The organism is Pseudomonas sp. GL-B-12 (genome assembly GCF_019955895.1).
Taxonomy (GTDB): Bacteria; Pseudomonadota; Gammaproteobacteria; order Pseudomonadales; family Pseudomonadaceae; genus Aquipseudomonas.
In genome coordinates this window covers 124,683-143,702 of the sequence record NZ_JAHBCX010000066.1, presented here as the reverse complement: position 1 = coordinate 143,702, position 19,020 = coordinate 124,683, and the positions used below count along the sequence as shown (strand labels likewise).

The following is a 19,020-nucleotide window of genomic DNA, read 5'->3' as shown; positions in this document are numbered from 1 at the left end:
TTGTGGGAGCGAGCCTGCTCGCGATCGGTCAAACCAGATGCAACGCGGTCAACAGCATGTCGATCGCCTTGATGCCCACGAACGGCACCAGGATCCCGCCCAGGCCATAGATCAGCAGATTGCGCCGCAGCAACGCCGCCGCACTCGCCGCTTGAACCCGCACACCGCGCAGCGCCAGCGGAATCAGCACCACAATGATCAAGGCGTTAAACACGATCGCCGAGAGAATCGCGCTCTGCGGGCTGCTCAGGTGCATCACGTTGAGCACGCCCAGTTGCGGGTAGATCGCAGCGAACAGTGCCGGCAGGATTGCGAAGTACTTGGCCACGTCGTTGGCGATGGAGAAGGTCGTCAGCGCACCGCGGGTGACCAGCAACTCCTTGCCGATCTGCACCACGTCCAACAGCTTGGTCGGGTCGCTGTCGAGGTCGACCATGTTGGCCGCTTCACGTGCCGCTTGCGTGCCATCGTTCATCGCCATGCCGACGTCTGCCTGGGCCAGGGCCGGGGCGTCGTTGGCGCCGTCGCCGCACATGGCGACCAGGCGACCGTCGTTTTGCTCGTGACGAATGCGCGCCAGTTTTTTCTCCGGCGTGGCTTCCGCCAGCACATCGTCCACACCCGCCTCAGCAGCAATGGCAGCGGCGGTCAACGGGTTGTCGCCGGTGACCATGACGGTGCGGATCCCCAGCTTGCGCAGCTCGGCGAAACGCTCGCGGATACCGGGCTTGACCACGTCCTTGAGGTGGATCGCACCGAGCAACCTGCCGTCGGCACACACCAGCAGCGGGGTGCCGCCGCTTTGGGCGATCTTGTCGATTTCGCGGGACAAGGCCGGTGCCAGGTCAGCACGCTTGAGGCCAACGAAAGCCAGCAACGAATCCACCGCGCCCTTGCGGTACACGCGTCCCTGATAGTCGACACCGGACAGGCGGGTTTCGGCACTGAATGGCACACCTGTCAGCACCTCAGCGGACGGTTCCGGTTGCGGATGAGTGCCACGCAGGTATTCGACTATCGACTTGCCTTCCGCGGTGTCGTCGGCCAGCGACGCCAGCAATGCGCCTTCGGCCAGCTCCCTGGCTGTCACGCCAGGCGCGGCATACACCGCCGAGCAACGACGGTTACCGAAGGTGATGGTGCCGGTCTTGTCCAGCAGCAAAACGTGCACGTCCCCCGCCGCTTCCACCGCACGACCGGATTTGGCGATCACGTTCAGGCGTACCAGACGATCCATCCCGGCGATACCGATGGCCGACAGCAAACCGCCGATGGTGGTCGGAATCAACGTGACCAACAGCGCCACCAGGAACACCAGCGGCAGGCTGCCGCTGGCGAAGTGGGCGAACGGTTGCAGGGTGACGACCACCAGCAGGAAGATCAGGGTCAGGCCGATCAGCAGGATATCGAGCGCCACTTCGTTCGGGGTTTTCTGGCGTTTGGCGCCTTCGACCAGGGCGATCATGCGGTCCAGGGTCGACTCGCCGGGGTTGGCGGTGATCTTCACCAGCAGCCAGTCGGACACCAGCCGGGTGTTGCCGGTGACGGCCGAGCGGTCGCCGCCGGATTCGCGGATCACCGGCGCCGATTCACCGGTAATCGCCGCTTCGTTGACTGCTGCGATGCCTTCGATCACTTCGCCGTCACCGGGGATCATCTCCCCCGCTTCGACGCGCACCACATCACCCTTGCGCAGGCTGGTGGCCGGCACCACTTGGAACGTGCCGTTGCTGGTCTTGCGGCGGGCGCTCAAGCCTTCACTGCCGGCCTTGAGGCTGTCGGCGCGAGCCTTGCCGCGGCCTTCGGCCAGGGCTTCGGCGAAGTTGGCGAACAGCACAGTGAACCACAGCCACACGGCAATTTGCGCGGCGACGAACGTCGGCACGGCCGTATCGGGAATGAAACACAGCACGGTAGTCAGGATCGCGGTCAGTTCGACCACCAGCATCACCGGTGCACGCTGCAATTGCCGTGGGTCGAGCTTGACGAAGGCTTGCACCAGCGCCGGACGCCAGAGGGCCGAGATCGCGGTTTTCGGTTGCTCCGGTGCCTTGACGGTGGCGACCGGTTTAGTTACGGGCATATTCATCAAATAGTCCTCAGAAGCCCATGCTCAAGTGTTCAGCGATAGGACCCAGTGCCAACGTCGGCAGGAAGGTCAGGCCGCCCACCAGCAAAATGGTCACGGTCAGCAGGGTCACGAACAGCGGGCCATGGGTCGGGAAGCTGTTCTGGCCGATCGGTGCGGTTTTCTTCATCGCCAGGCTGCCGGCCAGGGCCAGAACCGGGAGGATGTAGCCGAAGCGACCGATCAACATGCCAAGCCCCAGCATCAGGTTGTGGAACGGGGTGTTGGCGCCGAAACCGCCAAACGCTGAACCGTTGTTGGCACTGGCCGAGGTGTAGGCGTAGAGCAGCTGACTGAAACCATGAGCGCCGGGGTTGCTCACGGCGGCCACCGGGCCTGGCAGGCTGGCGGCGATCGCGCCGAGCACCAGTACGCCAATCGGCATGACCATCAGGGTGACCACCAGCAATTGCACTTCTTTGGCTTGCAGTTTCTTGCCGAGGTATTCCGGGGTGCGGCCGATCATCAGGCCGGCGAGGAACACCGCGATCAACACGTTGAGCAACATGCCGTAGAGCCCGGCACCGACGCCGCCGAAGATCACTTCGCCGACCATCATGTTGACCAGCGCCACCATGCCGCTCAGCGGGTTGAGGCTGTCGTGCATGCCGTTCACCGAACCGTTCGACGCTGCAGTGGTGGTCACCGACCACAACACAGTGGCGGTAGTGCCGAAGCGCGCTTCCTTGCCTTCCAGCGGCGCAGTCTGTTCGACGGCGACGTTGTTCAGGGCCGGGTTCGGCTGGTATTCGGCCCACAGCGAGGTCGCGCCGCCGATCAGGAACAGCGCCAGCATGCAGGCGATGATCGCGCGGCTCTGGCGCAGGTCCTTCACGTAGTGGCCGAAGGTGAACACCAGCGCCACCGGGATCAGGATGATCGAGGCCAATTCGAACAGGTTGGCCCAGGCGGTCGGGTTCTCGAACGGATGCGCCGAGTTCACGCCAAAGAAGCCGCCACCGTTGGTGCCCAATTGCTTGATCGCAATCTGACTGGCAGCAGGCCCCAGTGGAATCACCTGATCAACGCCTTGCATCGTCACTGCATTCACATACTGTGCGAAGGTTTGCGGTACACCCTGCCAGACCAGATACAGCGCCAGCAGCAGGCACAGCGGCAACAAGCCATAGAGGGTGGCGCGGGTCATATCGACCCAGAAGTTGCCCAGGGACTGGGTGGATTTGCGACCGATGCCGCGGCACAGCGCGACCAGTACCGCCAGACCGGTGGCAGCGCTGACGAAGTTCTGCACGGTGAGGCCAACCATCTGGCTCAAGTAGCTCAGGGACGCTTCGCCGCTGTAGGCCTGCCAGTTGGTGTTGGTCATGAAGCTGACGGCGGTGTTGAACGCCAGCGTCCACTCCTGACCCGGCAGGTTCTGCGGGTTCAGCGGCAGGTGGTCCTGGAACATCAGGATGGCGAACAACAGCAGGAAACCCGCGAGGTTGAAGGCAAGCAAGGCCAGGGCGTATTTCTGCCAGCTCTGTTCGGCTTGCGGGTCAACCCCGGCCAGTCGGTAACAGCCACGTTCGACTGGCCCGAGGACCGGCGACAGCCACGTGCGCTGACCTTCCATTACCTTGTAGTAGAAGCGCCCGAGAAACGGCGCCGGGACCAAAACCAGGGCAAAAAAACCGAGGATCAGCCAATAGTCATAACTGTGCATAGCCGCTCCTAGTTCCGGTCCGCGCGCAACAGCGCAACCAACAGATAGATGAACAGCCCCACTGCGAGCAGCAGCGACACCCCGTCCAGAACGCTCATGGAAGTTCTCCGTGTTACGGCGTATTGCCGCGTGTGGAGTCATTGTCGGAAAGGAGGCTGTAAAGGAACGAGATCGAGGGGGCGCGCCAGGCATAAAGAAAGCGTAAAGAGTGGGTTTACGCCGGGGTTACAGGGTGCGGGGAGGAGCTCCGGTGCGGAAAAACCGGGAATGTCGCAGGTAGAACTCTAAATTGTGCGCAAGAGTAGTGAGTGACTGCTGCAAGTCGTGGATAATCCCGCCCGATTGGCGCGACGCAACCGAATGGGGTCAAGAACTCTTGCACCTCCCCGCTCGCGCCTGCAAGCTACCGCTATTCGCATTACTGAAAAAGGCTGGCCCAACGTGCGTATCCTTATTACCGGCGGAGCCGGTTTCATAGGCTCGGCCCTTGTCCGCGAGCTGATTCAACACACTGAGCATGATGTGCTCAACCTGGACAAACTGACGTATGCCGGCAATCTCGAATCGCTGACCAGCATTGCCAACGACACTCGCTACGAGTTCGTTCAGGCCGATATTGTCGATCAGGCGACCGTCAGTGCAGTGCTGGCACGTTTCCGGCCTCACGCGATCATGCACCTGGCAGCCGAGTCCCACGTCGATCGTTCCATCGACGGGCCATCGGAATTCATCCAGACCAACATCGTCGGCACCTACAGCCTGCTCGAAGCCAGCCGCGCCTATTGGCAAGCCCTTCCGGAGCCTGAGAAAAGCGCCTTCCGCTTTCATCACATTTCCACTGACGAGGTTTACGGCGACCTGCACGGTGTCGACGATCTGTTTACGGAAACGACACCCTACGCGCCGAGCTCGCCCTACTCCGCCAGCAAGGCTGCGTCCGATCACCTGGTCCGTGCCTGGCAGCGAACCTATGGCTTGCCGGTGCTGCTGACCAATTGCTCGAACAATTACGGGCCGTTCCACTTCCCCGAGAAACTGATTCCGCTGGTCATCCTCAATGCCTTGGCCGGCAAGCCGCTGCCGGTGTATGGCAATGGCCTGCAAGTGCGCGACTGGCTGTTCGTCGAAGATCACGCCCGGGCACTGCTCAAAGTGGTGACCACCGGCACCGTCGGCGAGACCTACAACATCGGCGGGCACAACGAACAAAAGAACATCGACGTGGTGCGTGGCATCTGCGCCCTGCTTGAAGAACTGGCACCGCACAAGCCTGAGGGCATTGCGCATTACGCCGACCTGATCACGTTCGTCCAGGATCGTCCTGGTCATGACCTGCGCTATGCAATCGATGCCGGCAAGATTGAACGCGAACTGGGCTGGGTGCCCGAAGAGACCTTCGAAACCGGCCTGCGCAAAACCGTTAAATGGTACCTGGAAAACATGGAGTGGTGCCGCCGTGTCCAAGACGGCAGCTATCAGGGTGAACGCCTTGGCGCCATCAATCCCAAGGAGCTGCTCGCATGATGAAAGGCATCGTTTTGGCGGGTGGCTCGGGCACACGCCTGCACCCGATTACGCTTGGAGTGTCGAAACAGCTGTTGCCGGTCTACGACAAGCCAATGATCTACTATCCGATCTCAGTACTGATGCTGGCCGGCATCAAGGATATCCTGCTGATCTCCACCCCGCAGGATCTACCCCAGTATCGCAATCTGCTGGGGGACGGCAGCCAGTTCGGGGTGAACTTCAGCTTTGCCGAGCAGCCGTCACCGGACGGTCTGGCCCAGGCTTTTCTGATTGGCGAAGAGTTCATTGGTGATGACCCCGTTTGCCTGATCCTGGGCGACAACATCTTCCATGGCCAGCACTTTGGCGAACAATTGCAGAACGCGACAAAACGCACTTGCGGTGCCACCGTATTCGGCTACTGGGTCAAGGACCCCGAGCGCTTCGGCGTGATCGATTTCGACAAAGATGGCCGTGCGCTTTCGATCGAAGAGAAACCGAAAAAGCCGAAATCCAGCTATGCCGTTACCGGCCTGTATTTCTACGACAACGATGTGATCGAGATCGCCAAGGCGGTGAAGCCTTCGCCTCGCGGCGAGCTGGAAATCACTGACGTCAACAATGCCTATCTGCAACGTGGCGATCTGCAGGTCGAGCGTTTTGGTCGAGGATTCGCCTGGCTCGACACCGGCACCCACGATAGCTTGCTCGAAGCCTCTCAGTACGTGCAAACCATCGAACACCGCCAAGGCCTCAAAGTCGCCTGTCTCGAAGAGATAGCCTATGAACATGGCTGGATCGACCGCGAACAGTTGCTGGAGCGTGCCCGGTACTTTGGCAAAACCGGGTATGGCCAGTACCTGGCCAAACTGGCAGGGGAAGAGCAATGAATCTGTGCGAGCCCGATTCGCCCGGTATCGAGACTGGACTGTTCCCGTGAAAATACTCATCAATGGCCGACACGGTCAGGTTTCACATGAATTGCAACAGCGGCTGGGGGCTGTCGGCGAACTGATCGTATTGGGTCGCGATCAGCTCGACCTCGCGCAACCCGATCAGATTCGCCGTCAGGTGCAAAACGTCCGTCCCGATCTGATCATCAACGCAGCAGCCCATACAGCGGTTGATCTGGCAGAAAGCGAGCCGCAATCAGCCTTTGCCATTAACGCGGTAGCTCCCGGCATCCTTGCCGAAGAAGCGCTGGCTCTCGACATCCCATTGATACATTACTCCACGGACTATGTATTCGACGGGAGTAAAGTCGGACCTTACAACGAGGACGACACGCCAAATCCGCTCGGGGTGTACGGCAAGAGCAAACTGGCCGGCGAACAGGCCATCAGGGGCGTGCAAGGTAAGCATCTGATCCTGCGTACCAGTTGGGTCTATTCAACTCATGGCCGCAACTTTCTGCTGACGATGCAGCGCTTGCTCCAAGAGAAACCGGAGTTACGCGTAGTCGCCGATCAAATCGGCGCACCGACATGGGCCGGTACAATCGCCAACAGCACCCTCGCCATGATTGAACGCTGGCAGGCGAACGAAGTTGCCAACTGGGGTACTTATCACCTGAGCGCTCAAGGTGAAACCTCCTGGTTTGGCTTCGCCCAGGCTATCGGCGAAGCATTGCGACAACAGGGCAAGCCCTGCGCCGACCTGTTACCGATCCCGTCCAGCGACTACCCGACACCCGCAGCCCGGCCGCTCAACTCGCGCCTGGATTGCAGTCGCTTGCAGCGTGATTGGGGTGTCAGTCAACCAGACTGGCAAACCGCGTTGCGCGAGTGCCTCACTCAGCAAGCCTGAGCATCAACCGCTGCCCGCACCTGCATTTAAATACCAAACCTGCGTGTTGCAGCGGTGTTGGGGAGCGGGTATGCGGGCTTGCTCGCGAAAGCCGCATTTGCAACAACTGCGCCCCTGACTGACGCACAAATTTGTGCATCCAGTGGCGAACATCCCCGATACGACGCCTTTCAGCCCATTACGACGCACAATTGCGAAATGGCACGCCCACTGCACTGGCCTCCCCCGAGCTTTCCAAACCACTCAGGGAGCAAATCCATGAACACACAACTCAAACCCACGCTGGGCACCTTGCACCTGTGGGGCATTGCGGTCGGGCTGGTGATTTCCGGAGAGTACTTCGGCTGGAGCTATGGCTGGGGCGTGGCCGGGACTTTGGGCTTTCTGGTGACTTCGTTCATGGTCGCCACCATGTACACCTGCTTCATCTTCAGTTTCACCGAACTGACCACCGCCATTCCTCACGCTGGCGGTCCCTTTGCCTACAGTCGTCGCGCCTTTGGCGAGAAAGGCGGGTTGATCGCCGGGCTGGCGACACTGATCGAATTCGTCTTCGCCCCACCGGCGATTGCCCTGGCCATCGGCGCCTACCTCAATGTCCAGTTTCCAGCCCTGGACCCGAAACACGCGGCAGTCGGTGCCTACATCGTGTTCATGGGCCTCAACATCCTCGGCGTGAAACTGGCAGCGACCTTCGAGCTGGTGGTCTGCGTATTGGCCGTCGCCGAATTGCTGGTGTTCATGGGCGTGGTTGCCCCGGCATTCAGCTTCAGCAATTTCGCCCTCAATGGCTGGGCCGGTTCCGACGTATTCGGTGCTCCGGCGATTGCCGGGATGTTCGCAGCGATCCCCTTTGCCATCTGGTTCTTCCTCGCCATCGAAGGCGCAGCCATGGCCGCCGAAGAAGCCAAGGACCCGAAACGCACGATTCCCAAGGCTTACATCAGCGGTATTTTGACCCTGGTGCTGCTGGCGATGGGCGTGATGTTCTTCGCCGGTGGCGTCGGCGACTGGCGCACCCTGTCGAACATCAACGACCCGCTGCCACAGGCAATGAAAACCGTGGTCGGCGAAAGCTCGGGCTGGCTGCACATGCTGGTGTGGATCGGCCTGTTTGGTCTGGTGGCGAGTTTTCACGGGATAATCCTCGGCTACTCGCGGCAGTTCTTCGCCCTCGCCCGGGCCGGTTACCTGCCGGCGTCCCTGGCCAGATTGTCGCGTTTTCAAACCCCGCACCGGGCGATCATCGCCGGTGGCGTGATCGGCATTGCAGCCATCTACAGCGACGGTTTGATCAACCTCGGTGGCATGACGCTAACCGCCACAATGATCACCATGGCCGTGTTCGGCGCCATCGTGATGTACATCATGAGCATGCTCAGCCTGTTCAAACTGCGTAAAACCGAGCCGAACCTGGAACGCACCTTCCGCGCCCCCTGCTACCCGCTGGTGCCGTTCATTGCGCTGATGCTGGCGGTGGTGTGCCTGGTGGCGATGGCCTGGTTCAACACGTTGATCGGCCTGATCTTCCTGGGTTTCATGGCGGTAGGTTTCGTTTACTTCATGCTCACCGCGCAATTGCGTGCCGACGCACCGGCGGATGCGATGCTGACCGGACTTTGAAAGCGTTCGAGTGAACCTTGAACAACAGGCATAGAATGGGGGTGATAGCGATGGAGCTGCGATGAAACCCCATCACTCAAAGTGGTATGCACGATCGGTTGGCGAGCCCTCGCCGACCGCCGGCTTTTCAAGGAGAGTCCTATGCCCTGGTATGCCTGGTTGATTCTGGTCGTTGCCATCGGCTCGATCGTTGGTGGTCTGATGCTGCTGCGCGACACCGCCAACAAGGTCGAACTGACCGAAGAGCAACGTAAGCGCGTCGCCGAACGCAATGCGGAAATGGACGCCAAGGAAGCGCAGGACCGCTGACTGAAAACCCCGCCTTGAACGGCGGGGTTTGTTTTTGCGTGAAATCTCCTGAAATCATGCCGCTTAGTGCCCATATCGATGCATCTGCATGCTTTTAAGAAGTAGAAGTACAGTCACCATGCAATTTTCATTGGTTAATATGGCCGCATTGATGCGGAGATATCAGATGCGTTACTCGCAGGACCATAAAGCCCAGACCCACCAACGCATAATCAAGGAAGCTTCAGCGCGATTTCGACGCGACGGTATAGGCGCGACCGGGCTGCAACCCCTGATGAAAGCACTGGGCTTGACCCACGGTGGCTTTTACTCGCACTTCAAGTCCAAAGACGAACTGGTAGAGAAAGCCTTGCAAGAGGCTGGCGTACAAGTCGACGAGTTGTGCGCGCAAATCTTCGCCGAGGAACAGCCACTCGAAGCCTTCATCGACGCTTATCTGTCCGAATGGCATCAAACCTCACCCCAAGAAGGTTGCCCGCTGCTGACCATTTCTTCGGAACTGGGACTGCGTGGTCAACCGAGTCCGACCAGCGACGTCGTGCTCCAGGCGCGACTCGATCAGATCCAGCACACCCTTGACGGAGAGCGCACCGACGAACGCAGCATCGTCATCATGTCTACGCTGGTCGGCGCCTTGCTGTTATCGCGCAGCGTCGCCGACGCCGAGTTTGCCCAACGGATTCTCGACGTCGCACGCGAACACCTCAAGCACTCGCAGGATTAACCCTGCCAACGCTTGAACAGCACACTGGCATTGACCCCGCCAAATCCAAAGCCATTGGACAACGCGTACTCGATGGCCATTGGCCGCGCTTTGCCATGAACGATGTCGACACCTTCAGTGGCAGGGTCCGGGTTCTCGAAATTGAGGGTCGCCGGCACGATCTGGTCACGGATCGCCAGCAGCGTAAAGATCGCTTCGAGTCCACCCGCGGCACCGAGCAAATGCCCGGTCGCCGACTTGGTCGATGTCACAGCGATGCCATTTTGTGCACCGAACAACGCCTTGATCGCCGCCAGTTCACCCAGATCCCCCACTGGAGTCGAGGTTGCATGAGCATTCAGATGCTGAACCTGAGCCGGTGAAACACCGGCCTGTGCCAATGCCAACGACATTGCTCGACGCGCACCGCTGCCGTCCTCGGGGCCGGCGGTCAGGTGATAGGCATCGGCGCTGGTGCCGTAGCCGACCAGCTCCGCCAGAGGGTGGGCACCCCGCGCCAGCGCATGCTCCAGAGACTCGATGACCAGCAACCCGGCCCCTTCTCCCATGACAAATCCATCGCGACCACTGTCGAAAGGTCGCGAAGCGCGCTCAGGCGTTTCGTTGTAAGCGCTGGACAAGGCACGAGCAGCCGCAAACCCGGCAAGGCTGACCCGATCAATCGCCGCTTCCGCACCGCCGCACACCGCGATATCCGCCTCACCCGCACGAATCAGCCGCGCCGCGTCGCCAATCGCCTGAACCCCGGCGGCGCATGCCGTGACCGGCGCGCCTAGTGGCCCCTTGAAGCCATGCTGGATCGACACATGACCTGCCGCAAGGTTGACCAGAAATGAAGGGATGGTGAATGGCGACAAACGTCTCGGACCACGGCTATCGGTGGTGCGCACCGCCTCGGCAATCGCGCCGAAACCACCTACACCTGAACCGATGATGGTGGCCGTGCGCTCCTGGGCATTGGCGTCCAATGCTTGCCAGTCGGCTTGCTCCAGTGCCTGACGCGCCGCTTCCATGGCGAACAGGATGAAGCGGTCCATCTTCTTTTGTTCCTTGGGTGGGGTTGCCCGGTCCGGATCGAACCCCGCCTCCGGATCGTCAGCCAGCGCAGGCACTGCACCGCCAACCTTGGCCGGCAGATCGGCAACCACCTCTTGCGGTAAATTACGCAGCCCGGAGCGCCCGGCCAACAGCCGCGCCCAGACTGCTTCGACACCGCTCCCCAGCGGCGACACCAGGCCCATGCCCGTTACAACCACACGACGATCACTCATACCGCAATACCTCAGTCGATTAGGGGCGTTTCATTTGTAACGCGCAGCGGCTTTGCTTTTGGAAAGATTGGGCGCCATCACATGGCGTGCCGCAACAAAGGCATCCCAGTCGGCGGCATCCGGCAGCGAAGGAATGGTGACCAACTCGCCCTGATCCAGACCCGACAGTGCCGCGTCGACCATCTCGCCAGCTTCCATGACCATCTCGGCCGGAATCTGCGAAGCATCGATACCGGAGCGTTCCCAGATTTCGGTGCGCGTCACCCCAGGCAATACGGCCTGGACCTTGACCCCGGTGCCATCGAGTTCGGCATTCAACGACTGGGTCAGGCTCAATACATAGGCCTTGCTGGCGCTGTAGGTGGCGTTGAAGCGTTCGGGAAACAGCGCTACCACTGAAGCAATGTTGATGATGGTACCCCGGCGCGCCTTGGCAAAACTGGCCGCCGCGGCCGATGCCAATCGCGTCACCGTTGTAACATTCAACTGAATCATTCGCTCCAGTTGATCGGTATCGGCGTTGGCCAACAAGCCATCCGCGGCCACGCCAGCATTGTTCAGCAAAAGGCTGATGCTCGAATCGCTGCGCAGACGCTGTTCAAGTTTCAGCACGTCGTCCTTCTGCGTCAGATCTGCCTTGAGCACCTCCACCTGAACCCCATGAGCATTGCGCAACGCGCTTGCCGCGGCTTCAAGCCGCTCTTGGTCACGAGCAACCAGCAACAAATCAAAACCTCGCGCTGCTAACCGTTGCGCGTAAATCGCACCGATACCGGAAGAAGCACCAGTGACGAGGGCGGTGCCTTGGGACTGAATGGACGTCATGACTTTGCTCCTGGGAGATACCAGAGGGATAGATAAGCGCCTGAGCCTCAGCGCGCCTGGACGAGCGGAGCATTTATTATACGCATAATTTAATCAGTATATGATAGTCGTAATTTTTTCATCGCCGACGGAAGGCAAAACTTCGCAGCCGTCACCAAAATGAAAAAAGGCCGGTCAATGACCGGCCTCCAAGGCTGATCTATAAGCTTAGTTCAACCGAGACTTCTCGCGATTCTTATCTGGAAGGGCCTTGCCGATACCCTTCACTTCGAACAACTCGTCGAAGGACACAAACAGACCATTACTTTCGCGATACGCAACAATCGCCAGAACCTTGGTCTCCCCCAACACCGCTTAACTCACGCTACAAAGTCGGCACATCGGCCTTGCCAAGATCCACTGTGCCAGATTGCGCATTCGCTGAAGCCTGCATCGCCACCGGAGCCTTGGTAGCCTGCGGCTTCGCTGCAGGCGCTGCATTCGCAGCAATAGGGGTGCTGGTGAGTAGGGCAAAAACCTGTGAGTAGAAATAGCCCGTACACATAAATGGCGCTTCATGACATCGGTTGAGGAAGCAGCTTTTCCGAAACGGCTTCCTCAAACCGGGCGACGTAGGAGGATGTCAAAAATGTGTCTGTTGCGGGATGTGAGACAATCAAACGTCGAGATAAATGAGTTTGGCCAGATAACTTTCTTCAATGTAAACGCAGGAACTGGCAGTACGATTCCAGCAGCAGTGTGATGAACGAAGAATGTCCCAAAAAACTATATTTAAATCGCGAATCTTTCCGAATAATTTATCTAGCCATATCGAAAATTAAATAAAAACAGAAAGATTAACTATAAGAGTTGCGTGTAGCGTCTTGAGAAGATGCACCATCAATAGGTCTATGGCACGATTGAAACCAGATAGCGCTCCGTGAAGAGGCAGTGGATGGAACTGATTACTCCCCCCTTTTGCGTTGCTAAAATAGCCTGTGGATTGCCGAGTCACCAACCGCTGCATTTTCCAGGCGAGCAAGTTTGGTCAGCCACGGCAGAAATCACAGCCTCCGCCGATCGGTTAGAACTGGAGGACCATGGCTGTAGACAGGGCATTGAAAAACCGTGAAAATCGGCAGCTGCCTTATGACCTGCTGCGAAATCTCAATAAATGACTGCGAAGAAAAATATCAGCGCTCTATCCTCTCCAGTGGCTGCGAGTGCTGCAGCTATCGTCGGTCGATTTCTCCTGCTTGGTACGGGGGCCCTGACTGGAATTCTACTGCCACTCACTATGAAGCAAGAGACCGTGGGCTTGTTTTTTTTGTGCCAGTCCATAATAGCAGCGCTTGCCACTTTGGGTCAGTTAGGTTTAAGCATTACAGCTCCAGCTATTATCTCCAGAGCCATGGGTGACAAAGACACTGCCAGGATAAAGCAAACTTTACGGCGCACTTTAATCATTGGATGCTCAGCGGCAAGTCTGTTCGCGTTGACTTTTTGGATAACACTAACGGTACTGGAAAACCTGTTGCACTCAGAGTTGGCAGGCGCGCTGCAGAAATTAGCACCACTTATCTCAATCAGCATGATGTTAGCTGCCACGGTAACTTTACTATCCGAGCAACACCGGGTTTTAGGACACTTTGTTCAGGCGAGCTTCCTGATGGTTGGTGCTAGTGTCGCCAGTGCTGCTGCCGTCATTATTGCCTGGCAGTCAAAAACAACACTTCCATTGGATACCCTTCTCTTCTCGGGAGTTCTTGGTGTTTTATGTACCGCATTACTGGGTGGATATTCCCTGTGGCGCTGGCATAATACCCATGATGGGGAAACCAAAGAAGCTGTAGGTTATTCCGAAATACTGTGGCAAACCATACCTAACCTTACCACTACAAGCGTGCTATTTATCGTAGCTCAAGCAGACTTGTGGATCATTGTTTTCTTTGGCAGCACCGCTGATGTGGCAATCTATGGCCTGGCATCACGGCTTGCTATCTTGGTGATAATTCCCTTGGCAGTAATCAATACAGTCATCGCACCATCAATTGGGCGTCTGTGGGTTCGACGAAAAAAACGTTACTTGCAAAAAGTGATGGGTATCGGTGCGGGTGCAGCAACGGGAATGGCAATCACGGGCTATCTATTATTTGCCATTTTAGGTCAACTCATTATTGCGCTAGCTTGGCCAGAAGAGTATTCAGAAGCTTACTTCATATTTATCATTCTCGGTTTCGCTCAAGTTATTCAGACCTTTGCTGGAACCGCCGGCATGGTCTTGGTCATGTTGCAAAAACAACATATCACCATGCGAATCTCTATTGTCAGCGGTGTATTGATGATCGCCGGAGGAAGTGTGGCGTTCATATATTTCGGCATAATTGGATTAGCGATCGTTTATAGCTCGGGCAGTATTATTCAGTCAGCCTTGATGATTCATTATGTAAATCGAATATTCAACTTGAAAACAACTGCCAACTTTAAATCAACAATCAAATTCAGCCTATCCTATTTTCACTAAGAGAATCCACATGGACGATAAAACGACAACACTACCGAAAGTCACTATTGTCATCCCCACGTACAATACTGCTCGATATTTGCTGGATGCAATTGATAGCGTCAAAAAACAAACTTATCAAAATATCGAACTGATTGTGGTTGATGATGGATCAACAGATGACACTCCGAATTTGCTGATGAATCATCCTATGCAGTTCTCGCATTTCAGACAAGAAAATGCAGGGCAAAGCGCTGCCATGAATTTTGGATGGAAACAAAGCTCTGGTGATTTGTTGGGCTATCTAAGTGCTGACGACAGATTACATCCTAATGCAATCGAGACGATAGTCTCGCGAATGGCGTTGTCACCTGAAGCAGTATTGGCATACCCGGATTTTTGCGTGATCGACGAAGACTCAAACTATGTCAGGACCATTACAGCCCCCGAATACTCTGAAAACCTGCTCATTGCCAATTTCCAATGTTTGCCTGGTCCGGGCGCGCTATTCAAACGGACAACATGGGCGCTAGTGGGTGACTGGAATACTGGGTTAAGAAATATTCCGGACATGGACTTTTTTCTACGTTTTTGTCAACACGGCCCATTCATCCGTGTCCCGGAGGCGCTAGCAGATTTCCGCATTCACTCTGGGTCGACTACCTATAATCCCTCCAGTGCTCAACGTTCAGATGAGCCAGTTACCGTTATTAAAGACTTTTATAATACGAATGGTTTACCCAAAAGGTTTCTTCGCTGGAAAAAAAGGGCGATGGCAAACGCCTATCTGCTGTCAGGATTCATGCATGGTTTCTCCGGACGTTACCTCATCAGTTTAAAGCAGATGTTTCGGGCCGCAACACTAAGCCCATCGTCAATACTTTCACGCAAGATGATCAGCTACGTAATCGGTATTTATAAATCCGCATCGGTAAAGAAATGAACGGAATCTCAGAAGGCCATTTAGATAATAAAGCGACAACAAAGTGGATTGTCGCCACAGTGACTTTACTTAGCATATGGGCAGGTTTCTATTACCCAGGCATGATCGCTTTATTTGCAACCTATTGCACGCTGAGCATTGCCATAATATACGCCACGATTACAAACCGACCAAAAAGCTACTTCATATTTTTTCTATTTTCTTTTTTGACTTTAGGTTGCTGGGCAAAAATAACTTTACATTTGCTCATTGGAAACAATTTCATTGAGCCTATAGGAAGCTTTGATGAATCGCCAACTGCATGGGACAACGCCATTGTAGTATTGATCACGGCATTTAGCGCTCTGCTTATCTGTTACTTCATTGTCGTGGCCGGCTTGAAAAAAAGAAAAGAACTAGAAACCAATATAAACACAAAGTTCCTATCAACACTCTTGGCCATGGCAATCATCTTCGCAATTGCCTCTCTAATTTTCAACTATCACCATTCAATCATCAAAGTTGGATACGAACCAACTTTAAAGCTGCATAGTTATATTTACGCAGTCTTTTCCTTCATGGTCGCCTGGGGCAACGCTATTGCTATTTTTACTTTGGCTTATTGGTTGGTAAAAAGCGAAAAACTAACCCCAAACATGCTTTTTTATATCATCATTATTGAGGGTGCGCTGACATCAATTTCGATGGGCAGTCGTGCACAAATGATCCTTCATGTTTCGGTCCCTTTTATTGCTTACCTGATACAAGGGAGAAAATTAGAGTGGAACATATCAAAAATTAGCTGGATAAAGATTTTTTCGACGACCGCTTTATTGTTTGCATTTTCGATAATTTCCGTATCAGTTGACCGCCTTTCTTCATTTGCAAAGGCAGTACCTTATACAGAAAAAACCATCGAGGCAGAAAATCTGGAAAAATCCGGGAATAGCTCCACGTCCGCGACAGGGAATCTGGAATTATCCGGGAGTAATTCCACGTCCTTGGAATTATCCGAAAAAGCTTTAACACACGACGTCACCCCAGAACCGTACGTCGCACCGCATCCACTTTCACTCGAACTGAAGGTCAAACTAATTGCAATCGAAATGAGCAAGCTAATCGTAGACCGTTGGATTGGCGCTGAAGGAGTTTTAGCAGTAACAAGCGTACATCGCCTGGATTTAGATCTTTTTCTGAGAGGTTTAAAAGAAGATCCAGCACAAGGCACACAAGCAATATACCAGCGAATATCTAATGCAAAGTATGAAAGATTAGAAAACTTTACATTCATGACAATCCCTGGTCCTATAGCAGTACTGTATTACAGCGGAAATTATCTCACGCTCTTTGCTGGCATGGCTCTATTATTCTTCTTGGGTTATACCATCGAACTTTCCGCCAAACGATTACTAAATAACATAATGACAAGTGCTACCATTGGCGTTGCAATGGCATACTTAATAGTGCAAATTAATTTCCCCAGGGCATTTCTATTTTTCGTGATTGAGATAACCGCCTTTCTTATGGGATTAATCGTGCTGAGATGGATGCTAAATAAACAAAAGCAACCATCAACTCCTCACATTAATAGCCATTCTAATTATCCTGAGTAAAACCCTCAAAATAATCGACCATATTAGTTACAATCACATGCCAACTATAATGGTCGATTACAAACGACTTAAGTCGCTGCCCTTTAAGCGTCAAATCGTCGATCTCTGATAACATGACCTGAAGCCCTCTACTGATACCTGCGGCTGTCGGCTCGACTACGCTTCCCCCGTTGATCGCCTGTACTTCGTCAAAGCCACATGTACTTGTCAGTAACACCGGCAAACCTGTAATTCCAGCTTCCAGAGCAACAAGTGACATAGCTTCCGATCTAGAGGGAATGACAAGCATCAATGCATGTTGATAAGCTTCATTTCTCTGGGCCTCATTGAGAAATCCAATAAAATGAATCTGATGAGCTATTTCATGACCAATCAAAGAGGCTTCAAGCTCGGCTTGCATTCCAAAGTCTGGCCCGGCAAGCACTAAAGGATAATGGTGAGCTGCCTTTGTAGAGAGATAGGCTTTAATAAGCAAGTCAGGGCCTTTGACAGGGGCAAGCCTACCCATAAATAAAATATAAGGCTCTTCGGGCAGATACTGCAGTGTACGCATTGGAGTTAACGCGGGCTCCGACACCCCATTCGGAAACACCGGGATACGATCCTGCAAAAAGCCTGTAACTTCTGCAATTAGTATTCGCTCTAACTGAGTAATTGCAATAAACCCCGACGCCCTTTTTATAAGTGATTTACCAAGCAACAAATGAAACAGCTTCTTAACTGGACTAGGCTTTCCGATGGAAGAAAATTCACCCGCGGGGCAAAGTACATAAGGAGTCCGCGCGATCCAGGCGAAGAAGCCTGTAATAAAGCTCAACAAATTCCAATAGCCCATGATATGGATAATGTCAGCAGACTTCACCGCTTTCCACAGACGCATAAAATTGACCAATGGGATTGGAAGGCGTTGACCAATTTTTCCAGTAATGTAGGTTTTAACACCTCGACTATTAAATTCTGATTGCCAGGAATCACCGGACATCGCGATGACTTCACAACGACAGCCTTTATCCGCAAGGGTATTGGCTAAATGTCTCGTACGCTCAGCTGTTCCCCCTCCACGTTGTGCATCAAGAGAAATATTAACCAATAAAATATTCATACCGTTGCCCTCAAGTGACTCAAGTAACCTTTTAGGCGATTGGTGAATAGTGCAGAATCAGACAATCCAAGTTGCAACAATCGATCTTCATGGAAGCGGCGCATTGGATCGGTATTACTAATCCCCCTGGCATTTAATACCAAACGCAGTACTCGCGAGGGAAGGTAAGGTATATGCAATACTGCCGTACGGTTAAATACTTCCAACAAACAATCCTGAAGATAAGCGAAATTATTATCAGCGTCAGCGTCTTCAGTCACTACAATAATTTCCCCCTGAATTATTGGTGCCGCCGTTGTAACAAATAATAAAACCTCGACTACTTTTTCAACGCTGACCAAATGCATTCGCCGCGCACCGTACAATGAACGGCGCAATGCGAGTTTCCAGCCAGGGGCACTCGAAACTTCCCTTACGAATGAAACAACATTTAATCCACCGACACCAAATACCGCGCCAAGGCGCAAAATCAAGGCTTCGAAATGCTCGGCATTGACAGCGCTCACAAACTTCTCAGCAGCGGCATGCTCACGCTCATAAGGCGTGATAGGCACGATCTCTGAAGCCGAAGTACAAATGCTGTCTTGGCTTGCTCCAAAAACGTCAATACTTGAAACATGGATATAACGTTTAACACGTGCATTGCCGCAAGCGCGCAAAATATTCTTGATCGCTGACAAGAACCATCCGGTGCCGTCTGGCCGCAGCAAATTCAAAACGATGCTGCCGCAATTCAAAATTTCCTCTAACGACGCGCTATCATCCAAGTCAAAATGTCGAACCTGTATAGGCGATTCTGTTAACCAATGTGGCTCGTTTCGATGGACCGCGAAAATAATTTCGAACTCTTTGCTGCAATCAACTAAAGAATTGAGTAAATGCTGACCAACAAAGCCAGTTCCACCTATCACAACGATACGCTGTTCAATGGTAGCGTGAACTTCGCATTCAGTATCACTTGTCTCAAGATTCAAGATGACTCACTCCTTAAATGCACACACAATTCAAGCCCTAGTATTCGTACCAACGCCATCAAAAATATA

At 54.5% G+C, this 19,020-nt stretch carries 16 protein-coding genes and 1 pseudogene; 9 read left to right on the top strand and 8 right to left on the bottom strand.

Going from position 1 to position 19,020, the window contains the following annotated elements; translation table 11 throughout:
- Positions 1–28: 28 nt before the first annotated feature.
- The 3 genes from kdpB to kdpF are packed head-to-tail and all read right to left on the bottom strand — an operon-like array spanning position 29 to position 3,892.
- Entirely contained in the window at positions 29–2,089 is a 2,061-nt protein-coding gene (gene kdpB / locus KGA85_RS27975) for a potassium-transporting ATPase subunit KdpB (protein ID WP_223456259.1), read from the bottom strand.
- 10 nt (positions 2,090–2,099) lie between these two features.
- The gene (kdpA, locus tag KGA85_RS27970; RefSeq protein WP_223456258.1) at positions 2,100–3,794 is read right to left on the bottom strand and encodes a potassium-transporting ATPase subunit KdpA; all 1,695 of its coding nucleotides are present in this window, start codon (positions 3,792–3,794) and stop codon (positions 2,100–2,102) included.
- An 8-nt stretch (positions 3,795–3,802) separates the two neighbouring features.
- Positions 3,803–3,892, bottom strand: a complete 90-nt coding sequence (gene kdpF / locus KGA85_RS27965) for a K(+)-transporting ATPase subunit F (RefSeq protein ID WP_007899818.1) — start codon at positions 3,890–3,892, stop codon at positions 3,803–3,805.
- A 343-nt stretch (positions 3,893–4,235) separates the two neighbouring features.
- Between kdpF and rfbB the strand changes: the two genes are divergently transcribed.
- From rfbB to KGA85_RS27935, 6 genes are all read left to right on the top strand, one after another.
- Positions 4,236–5,318 carry a dTDP-glucose 4,6-dehydratase gene (gene rfbB / locus KGA85_RS27960; protein WP_223456257.1) on the top strand — a complete coding sequence of 361 codons (1,083 nt, stop codon included), beginning with the start codon at positions 4,236–4,238 and terminating at the stop codon, positions 5,316–5,318.
- A complete protein-coding gene (gene rfbA / locus KGA85_RS27955) occupies positions 5,315–6,190 on the top strand; it encodes a glucose-1-phosphate thymidylyltransferase RfbA (RefSeq protein ID WP_223456256.1) in 876 nt (291 codons plus the stop codon). The genes rfbB and rfbA overlap by 4 nt, the downstream gene beginning before the upstream one ends.
- A gap of 46 nt (positions 6,191–6,236) precedes the next feature.
- Positions 6,237–7,106 (top strand): dTDP-4-dehydrorhamnose reductase, encoded by an 870-nt coding sequence (gene rfbD, locus KGA85_RS27950; RefSeq protein ID WP_223456255.1) that lies wholly within the window; start codon positions 6,237–6,239, stop codon positions 7,104–7,106.
- A gap of 258 nt (positions 7,107–7,364) precedes the next feature.
- On the top strand, positions 7,365–8,729 hold the full coding sequence (eat, locus tag KGA85_RS27945; protein ID WP_223456254.1) for an ethanolamine permease: 1,365 nt from the start codon (positions 7,365–7,367) through the stop codon (positions 8,727–8,729).
- Positions 8,730–8,870: 141 nt separating this feature from the next.
- Positions 8,871–9,038, top strand: coding sequence for a DUF2897 family protein (locus KGA85_RS27940; protein ID WP_007985427.1), 168 nt, complete (start codon positions 8,871–8,873; stop codon positions 9,036–9,038).
- A 166-nt stretch (positions 9,039–9,204) separates the two neighbouring features.
- On the top strand, positions 9,205–9,762 hold the full coding sequence (locus KGA85_RS27935) for a TetR/AcrR family transcriptional regulator (RefSeq protein WP_223533677.1): 558 nt from the start codon (positions 9,205–9,207) through the stop codon (positions 9,760–9,762).
- On the opposite strand, the gene fabF is transcribed toward KGA85_RS27935, so the two are convergent.
- The 3 genes and pseudogenes from fabF to KGA85_RS27920 all read right to left on the bottom strand — a co-directional run bounded on the left by fabF (position 9,759) and on the right by KGA85_RS27920 (position 12,402).
- Positions 9,759–11,033 (bottom strand): beta-ketoacyl-ACP synthase II, encoded by a 1,275-nt coding sequence (gene fabF, locus KGA85_RS27930; RefSeq protein WP_223456252.1) that lies wholly within the window; start codon positions 11,031–11,033, stop codon positions 9,759–9,761. The genes KGA85_RS27935 and fabF overlap by 4 nt on opposite strands.
- A 30-nt stretch (positions 11,034–11,063) precedes the next feature.
- Positions 11,064–11,858, bottom strand: coding sequence for an SDR family NAD(P)-dependent oxidoreductase (locus KGA85_RS27925; protein ID WP_223456251.1), 795 nt, complete (start codon positions 11,856–11,858; stop codon positions 11,064–11,066).
- A 207-nt stretch (positions 11,859–12,065) separates the two neighbouring features.
- Positions 12,066–12,402, bottom strand: a pseudogene (locus KGA85_RS27920) (ComEA family DNA-binding protein).
- A gap of 609 nt (positions 12,403–13,011) precedes the next feature.
- Between KGA85_RS27920 and KGA85_RS27915 the strand changes: the two are divergent.
- From KGA85_RS27915 to KGA85_RS27905, 3 genes are read left to right on the top strand one after another with little or no spacing between them, the layout of a single operon-like run.
- Complete coding sequence (locus tag KGA85_RS27915) at positions 13,012–14,361, top strand: lipopolysaccharide biosynthesis protein (RefSeq protein ID WP_223456250.1); 1,350 nt, start codon at positions 13,012–13,014, stop codon at positions 14,359–14,361.
- 10 nt (positions 14,362–14,371) lie between these two features.
- Positions 14,372–15,283, top strand: coding sequence for a glycosyltransferase (locus tag KGA85_RS27910; RefSeq protein ID WP_223456249.1), 912 nt, complete (start codon positions 14,372–14,374; stop codon positions 15,281–15,283).
- Positions 15,280–16,875, top strand: a complete 1,596-nt coding sequence (locus KGA85_RS27905; RefSeq protein WP_223533676.1) for a hypothetical protein — start codon at positions 15,280–15,282, stop codon at positions 16,873–16,875. Before KGA85_RS27910 ends, KGA85_RS27905 begins: the two co-directional genes overlap by 4 nt.
- Here the strand turns inward: KGA85_RS27905 and KGA85_RS27900 are convergent.
- Entirely contained in the window at positions 16,859–17,977 is a 1,119-nt protein-coding gene (locus KGA85_RS27900; RefSeq protein ID WP_223456247.1) for a glycosyltransferase, read from the bottom strand. The two genes, KGA85_RS27905 and KGA85_RS27900, sit on opposite strands and share 17 nt — an antisense overlap.
- Positions 17,974–18,951, bottom strand: a complete 978-nt coding sequence (locus KGA85_RS27895; RefSeq protein ID WP_223456246.1) for an NAD-dependent epimerase/dehydratase family protein — start codon at positions 18,949–18,951, stop codon at positions 17,974–17,976. The genes KGA85_RS27900 and KGA85_RS27895 overlap by 4 nt, the downstream gene beginning before the upstream one ends.
- Positions 18,952–19,020 lie beyond the last annotated feature (69 nt).